Origin of the sequence: Sporosarcina beigongshangi (genome assembly GCF_033485195.1) — a bacterium.
Taxonomy (GTDB): Bacteria; Bacillota; Bacilli; order Bacillales_A; family Planococcaceae; genus Sporosarcina; species Sporosarcina beigongshangi.
The window spans coordinates 1-7,330 of sequence record NZ_JAWLIR010000070.1 but is presented as its reverse complement, the minus strand read 5'-3'; the positions used below and the strand labels follow the sequence as shown (position 1 = coordinate 7,330).

General features: G+C 34.6%; 5 protein-coding genes. 3 read left to right on the top strand and 2 right to left on the bottom strand.

Annotated elements, in window-relative coordinates:
• Window positions 1-87: 87 nt before the first annotated feature.
• Both R2B77_RS17630 and R2B77_RS17625 read right to left on the bottom strand, forming a co-directional pair.
• Complete coding sequence (locus tag R2B77_RS17630; RefSeq protein WP_203247783.1) at window positions 88-1,716, bottom strand: hypothetical protein; 1,629 nt, start codon at window positions 1,714-1,716, stop codon at window positions 88-90.
• A gap of 111 nt (window positions 1,717-1,827) precedes the next feature.
• Complete coding sequence (locus R2B77_RS17625) at window positions 1,828-2,439, bottom strand: hypothetical protein (RefSeq protein WP_203247782.1); 612 nt, start codon at window positions 2,437-2,439, stop codon at window positions 1,828-1,830.
• 1,308 nt (window positions 2,440-3,747) lie between these two features.
• Between R2B77_RS17625 and R2B77_RS17620 the strand changes: the two genes are divergently transcribed.
• The 3 genes from R2B77_RS17620 to R2B77_RS17610 are packed head-to-tail and all read left to right on the top strand — an operon-like array spanning window position 3,748 to window position 7,176.
• Window positions 3,748-4,692 carry a hypothetical protein gene (locus R2B77_RS17620; RefSeq protein WP_203247781.1) on the top strand — a complete coding sequence of 315 codons (945 nt, stop codon included), beginning with the start codon at window positions 3,748-3,750 and terminating at the stop codon, window positions 4,690-4,692.
• A gap of 4 nt (window positions 4,693-4,696) precedes the next feature.
• The gene (locus R2B77_RS17615; protein ID WP_203247780.1) at window positions 4,697-5,164 is read left to right on the top strand and encodes a hypothetical protein; all 468 of its coding nucleotides are present in this window, start codon (window positions 4,697-4,699) and stop codon (window positions 5,162-5,164) included.
• The gene (locus R2B77_RS17610; RefSeq protein ID WP_203247779.1) at window positions 5,161-7,176 is read left to right on the top strand and encodes a synaptonemal complex protein 1; all 2,016 of its coding nucleotides are present in this window, start codon (window positions 5,161-5,163) and stop codon (window positions 7,174-7,176) included. The genes R2B77_RS17615 and R2B77_RS17610 overlap by 4 nt, the downstream gene beginning before the upstream one ends.
• Window positions 7,177-7,330 lie beyond the last annotated feature (154 nt).

Here is a 7,330-nt window from a genome sequence, read left to right as displayed (position 1 = left end):
TCGGCTACCCCTGTTAGGCGCCTACGCTGGAGATTATGTAAAAAGTATTAGTTTAACATCCGGGGGAGAAAACACATCTACACTTTATCACTTTTCCAACAATCTTTTTGCTAACTCGCGATCTTCTTTGTCTTTTGTCGTCATTGCAATGTTCTGAATGATTTCCTGCAGGGTAGGTTGTTGCGCAATTGACGGAGACCATCCTTCCAGTACACTGAGTGCATGGTATTGTAGGCTTCCATTATCTGATGCAAGAGCAGCTTGAAGGAGTGGCACCCCTACTCCTTCGTGTCCATACAAATCTTGAACAATGCATTGCAGACAATTTTGTTCTTCATTTGATAGACTTGTTAGCGTTAAATGCGTTTCCGCAAATGTGCAGATGTCTTCGATGTACTTACGATTATTTGCATCCATAACAGCCACATATAGTGCACTGTTTGTGGGGTTTTTCTCTAGCATATCAAACAAATTTTGCGAAACATCTAATTGATAAAAGAAAGCAATTTCAAGTGCCTTTACGTTGTTTTCTTGCTGTAGTGCATCCATCACAAGCCGTGGCCACTTAGCATCATTCATAAAGGGTTGAATCGCTTGCTGAATAGAAGTGTACTCATGTTGTTTCCATTGTTCATTAAACCGTTCTTCCCAAACCTCACTATCGGCTTTTAAAAATCCATTTATTTTCATGAGCGGATAAAAATCCTCAAGCGTTTGACAGTGTGTACGCGCATGGTACACGAAACGCGAAAGAACTGCGCTTGCATACGGATACTCTTCGATGCCTTCAGCTGAACGCTCATTAAGTAGGGCTTGAATGATAAGACCTGCTCCATCATACAGCTCTTTCGAAATCGTTTCTTCGTATAAAGCTACGTCAAGCTCTCCTTTTACGGCACAAGTATAGGCTAAATACTCATCCATAATACTATTGCTACAGCCTTCTGTGAGCAACCACTGTTTTATTTCTGGCGTCGTTGCTTCCAACCCCTCAACAGCCGCAATCTTTCCCCAACCACGAACGGATTGAGCTAGTTGCCAAACCTGGGTGTTGGCTCGAATTGTGCCATTTTTCAACGCAAAAAGGACATAGGGTGTGAATTCTTCATGCATACCTAATGTGAACAATAGCTCTTTATATTTTTCACAATCCGTACATCCGAGTACAGTGATTGAAAATTTCACAACCTCTCGATGCGCTGCATGCTTAAGAAGCCATAATGCCTCTTGTTGTACAATGGATTCGTCGAATTGAGCTTGCTGGAATAGCTCGATGAATTCACTGCTGTAGTTGGCTATATTATCAAAAATGATTTTTTCGTATGTGGCTTTTCGTGTCTTAGTAGTAGGATCATTCAGTTGTTCTTCAAAAAGCTTTAGTAGTTTTTTCACGTAAAAGGGTGTAGGGATATCATGTGCAACATGATCGAATAAACCCGCATCCAATCGCGGATGGGTTTCATCAAATAAATATTCCTCATCCGGCAAATGGTCGTTTACTATTTTAGTATGCATTTGAACTTGTTGTTGAATAAAGGGAACAATTTTTTCTTTATTATCCCACGGAAGAAACTCTAACTTCAGAGAGTCATCCAAAATCGTTTCTTTATCTACTTTCACAATACAATTCAGCTTTACATAACCACCAAGTTTAACGGAAACAACATGCTTTGAGCCATCTTGCAGATGAAGTGCCCCTGATAACTTATTGAACATCAGATTTTGCTTTATGGAACGTATATTATCGAAATGTTTCTCATTCCTGCTCATCATATCTTATAAGAAATATCCCTATACAGGTAACTATAAATTTACTTTTTTACATATTTACCTTTTCAACTTAGATTTACCCGCTTCAACTGAGATAAGTCTATCTACCTCATTAATTATTCCCTCTATTATTGGTAATGCTTCCTTGGAAGAATCTTGTATAGTTTTCTCAAACATTTTCTCTAAACTCTCGCCAATTTGCTCTGCATGAGTTTTTCCCATAATGAACTTTCTAAGTCGAGAATTAGAGAATGCCATTAAAGGATTTCCAGTTGATACATTACTCAAATAACCACCCAAGATAGTTGATAATAAACCTGTTGAGGCATTAATTGCAATTTCAATATTTTGATTTATTCTTTCCATCTCGAGGGACAACTCAATAAGTTTTGCATGTTCTTCAACATTAAATGATGGACTATTTATTATTAATTTAATAGTAATGAATTCTTTTGATCTGTGAGTATTTTTTTGAAAACGATAACTTTTATACATCTCTGCTTCTTTTTTTAAAAGCGTTAGTAACTTTATTCTTTGTATTCTTAGGTTTCTTTTATATTCTCTTTCACTATGTATTTTAGTTATTATAAAAGCAAACACAACAGAGATAAATGGAATAATTCCTGGTATAAGATATGACGTGATTAATGTAGAAACGTTTATGTTCATTTCAATCCCCCAAAATGTAATATGAATGATAATTTAAACCGTTTTTAATTCGATACTTAAAAATCAAAAAAATGATTTCGTGTAGTTTTGTATATCTATAGCCAAAGAGGATGGTTAGTGATTATTACCTACCCCATACAATCATAAACTAAGGTACCTGGTTCTAAAACGATTTAGAATTGTTTCAGAACCAGGTACCTATTTTTATATGACCAAACCCATTCAAACAATAAATTAGTGAAGCAATCCATACAAACTTCTTCATGTCATTCTCCATATCTGCATTATTCAGCATTATTTGAAAGTAGTGGTGCTTGTCTTATACTACCAATGATGGTTGAGGTCGTCTATATGGATTGGGGTTTATGCCGTTGGAGATTACGTGAAAATATAAGTATCGTGAATACAATATCACTCGTAGAGCAGATGATTTAGAAAAATCTACTCTACGAGGGATATTTTGAATTTCCTTCAAATCTTTTTCGTCATTTATATTGTCATAAAAGGGGATAATTCTCTTCAGCACAAATTGAACCAATCTAAATTATTTAGACAATATAAATACCTTCGAAGTAGTACATTTGTAAAAAGGAATTGACCTAAAAATAAGACAAATGAAAATGACTTTTGAATACCGCCATCTGAAAGAGCCACCTCGGACATGTTTTAGAGCCACTTGAGACAAGAAATAGATCCGCATAGGACAAACGAAAGCCATCCATTATATTTGAAACCACTAAAAACTTACAACATTAAATTTTACGAGATGTATGGAGCAGCAAAAGAAAAATATCTAGAACGTTTGGTACATGATACAAGGAATGGGGTGCTACGCGAATGAGTAACACTTGACCCAATGCGAGACAAGAGGGAATAGAAATATTAGTAAAACCCTAATTCCCCCTTTACCCTGGTGATTTGAATCGAAAGATTACTTTTCCTTTCGATTCAAATCACCAGGCCAGCAAGCACAGCGCGGCAGCTTTGATTGAACTTGGGGATTTATTAACTATTGAGATATTAAGAGAAAAGTTAAACAACAGCCGAATGCGGCAACTACCGATCCTATAGAAGGTGGCTCTTTGTCTGTTTTAAGTGTCCCTAGAATTTGTCCTAAGTGGCTCTGAAATATGGCACACGTGTCACTTTCGTATGTCTTTATTCAGACTTTCGTTAAAAAATAGGATATATACCTGTATGTTGTTTGAATATACCTAATAAACTATTTACGAATAGTAGCTAAAATTGTGGAAGTAATGTACCATTAATTTATTCCTATAATTCTTACTTTTAGTACGGAGGGTAAATATGTTCAGAACATCTTTTGGTACATACAATGGGGACAGCTGGGAAGAGCACTGTCAAGCCTTTTTAAAAATGAAATATGAAGCTGATGGCTATCAGGAGATGACTGCACATACCAATGGTGATTTAGGTATTGAGGGATTTACAAGAGACGGAATTGTTTTTCAATGCTATTGCCCCGATGAAGAATATGATTCCAGTAAACTCTACGACCATCAAAGGGACAAAATCACTAGGGACTTAGGTAAATTAAAAAAATTCAAGAGCCAATTACTGACGTTCCTTCAAGGAGTAAAAATCAAAAAATGGATTTTCATCACTCCAAAAATCACAAATAAAGCGCTTATTAAGCACTGCCATGAAAAAGCCATTGAATATAGAATTGATGCGACAATGAAGGACTTATTGGATGACTCTTTTGATGTTCTTGCACATGATGAGTTATTTTATGGAAAAGAAATTATTAAGGCAAAGCAAATTTTAGATGAAAAGATAAATATTAATGTTCCAATACCTGATGAGGTAGAGATTATTAACTGGAAACAATGCCAAACGGCATCCATTACAATACTGGATAGGAAAATAGGGAATCTTTTTCACGGTCTAGATGAACCAACCAAATCTAAGAGTACAAATAAATATATTGATTTACAAGTGAGAAACTATATTAAAGGTCAAGAAATTTTAAATCATATGCAGCAGACATATAGTTCTGCATATGAGAAACAAGTGAAGATAAAGAGCTCCATTGCAAGTCATTTAGAAGCAGAAGTACTACTATCTGATTTAGCACCAAAAGAGTTATTAAATGATACTTTAGAAAAATATAAGAAAGCACTTATGGGAGAAAATTTTCATGATATTTTCGAGTTTTCAGTGTACAACGATTTGTGTCACGAAGCAATTGCAAGCTGGTTAATTGACTGTCCATTAGATTTTGGAGGTTGAAATAATGGATTTACCTTTTGAAGATATAAAGGAAATTAGATTTAATAGGAAAAAAATCCCTATCCCACCTGAACTACGACCCATGTACAGAATTTCACAGATTATTCTTGTCCTGCATTTTTCATCAACAAAACAAACCGCATCTCTCTTAAAATTACAGTTATTTAATTGGGGGTTACAAAATGAGGGTCGCTATGAAAGACTGCTCAAATTAAAAGAAACAAGACACTTTCCAGTTATTCGTTTTGACCCTTTTCTGAATAGAGCACTAAACTATGGTGTAGCGATGGATGTTTTATCATTTAATGAAAAAACCGGAAAGTTCTCATTAACCGTAAAAGGGGACCATTTGGTACAAAGTATAATAAAAGAAGATGTACTATTAGAAGAAAAAAAGTTCTTGATATCAATTAAAAAGAGCCTATCTGATTCTTATATTTTGCAATTATTTAAAGAGAGGTATCCCTCATGAATCGAATAAAATTGAATCACCTAAAAATAACGATCGATACGCCAGAAGGGTTATTTGGTACTGATATTCCTTTTAAAGACGGATTTAATATACTAAGAGCTAAAAATACAAAGGGAAAAAGCTCCGCTTTAAATTCAATCCTTTACACACTAGGAATCGAAGAGATGCTAGGTGGAAGAAATGCGAAAACAATGAAACCAGTGCTAAAAGATAAACTATTATTTAAAGAAAAAGAAGTTCCTGTCCTAGAATCAAAAGTACAGTTAGAAGTTGCCAATCATAGGGGAGATACTATTACACTGACTAGATGGATTAAATCTTCTAGCATTGATGAAAAATTAATTAGAGTTCATTTCGGTGCTCTATTATCTAAGAGGGAGAGCGTAAGCTTCAGCGACTTTTACGTTCATATGAAAGGTTCTGCATCAGAGAATGCGGGATTCCATTCCTTTTTGTCCAGTTTTTTAGAATGGGAGTTGCCACAAGTTCCCACATTCGAAGGCAGCGATAGAATTTTATACCTTCAGACACTTTTCCCTTTATTTTTTATTGAGCAGAATAAAGGTTGGAATGGTTTTTATTCACCTATTTCAGGAAGTTTCGGAATAAGGGATTTATCCAAGCGCGCACTTGAATTTCTATTAAAAATGGATGTTACCAAGAATGCCAAGGAACGCGATGAATTAAAAATCATTAAAGCTTTACTCACAAATAAATGGTCCACTTTAAAACAAGATATAGAGGAATTAGCAGTCACTATTCACTCAGAAGTTCCTAGTTTATCCGAAAATCCTACACTTTTAGATATACTATCTTTAAATGTTTATGACGAAAAGACAAATCTAATACCCATTATTGATCGCATATTCCAATTAGAAAGTATAATAAAAGAAAAAGAGAATTATAATATAGTAAAAATATCAGATGTAACATCAAAATATGAAAAGAAAGTAAAAGAGCAGGAACTTTTAGTATTGCAATTGCAAAATGAAATAAATTCTATCAGGCAGGATTTATATCTGGAAAAAAACAACCAGAACTCTATGGATATGAATCTAAAAAAATTGGAAGTGGATTTAAAACGAAACCAAGAAGCAGAAAAACTTTACAAACTAGGCTCAGATATTGATTCAACCTTTTCACATGGTATCTGTCCAACATGTAACCAACATGTCGAGGATTCACTTATGCCTCCTGAAACAAATATTCTACCATTAGATTTGTCAGAGAATATATTCTTTATAAAAGAACAAATTAAGACGCTTCAATTTGGTGTAAAGCAATCCCAAAAAGTGATACAAAATAAAGAATCAAAACTAGCTGCAATTTCCGAACACCTTGATAACGCCAGAAGAGAATTACGATTATATAAATCCGAATTAAACGAAAACCCTAAATTACCGTCTAAAGTTGAATTAGAAAAGTTAGTAGAATTAAAAATTCTTCTAAATAAATTATATGAAGTAAACAGCTCTTTTGAAAAGATGGTACAGCGTTTTGAAGTAATAAAAGGGGAGTGGAGAAGTTACTTAGATAGGCACAAAGATTTACCGAAAAATTATTTCTCGGAGCAAGATCAGATAAAGTTAACTTATTTCGAGAAAGAATTTCTAGGTTTGTTGGAGAATTTTATCTTTTCCAGTATTAATATGAATGAAATAACGATTTCCAATGATAAATACACGCCTATTGTCAGCGGTTTTGATATCAAATTTGATTCTTCTGCCAGCGATAATATTCGCTTAATTTGGTCTTATGTAATTGCCATCTATGAAACAAGTCAACGGTTTTATGGAAACCATCCGGGACTTATGGTATTTGATGAACCAGGCCAGCAGCAAATGGCAGTAAAAAGCCAAAAAAAACTTTTCGAAGTGCTATCGAAAACGAAGGGGCAAGCAATTATAGGAACATCGCTTGAACCAGAAGAGATAAAAGAAATGACAAAAAACCTCAACCTAAATATAATTGATCTTGGGGAAGACTATATTATTAAGCCTTTGACAAACTAGGCATTTGGAAAGAGCTGTCCAGAACTGAATTCGGGATTGTCGCATTGTTTCGCAATCTCCTACAAGTAGCGAGTATCCGTCAGCCACTTTCAGATTCTAAACAAAAAGATACAAAAACAGGTGGAGAAAAGCGACTCGTTTTTCTCCACCTGTT

Excerpts from the sequence above, each read along its gene's own strand:
- R2B77_RS17630 (WP_203247783.1), bottom strand. The coding sequence starts at position 1,716 with ATGTTCAATAAGTTATCAGGGGCACTTCATCTGCAAGATGGCTCAAAG.
- R2B77_RS17625 (WP_203247782.1), bottom strand. The coding sequence starts at position 2,439 with ATGAACATAAACGTTTCTACATTAATCACGTCATATCTTATACCAGGA.
- R2B77_RS17620 (WP_203247781.1), top strand. The coding sequence starts at position 3,748 with ATGTTCAGAACATCTTTTGGTACATACAATGGGGACAGCTGGGAAGAG.
- R2B77_RS17615 (WP_203247780.1), top strand. The coding sequence starts at position 4,697 with ATGGATTTACCTTTTGAAGATATAAAGGAAATTAGATTTAATAGGAAA.
- R2B77_RS17610 (WP_203247779.1), top strand. The coding sequence starts at position 5,161 with ATGAATCGAATAAAATTGAATCACCTAAAAATAACGATCGATACGCCA.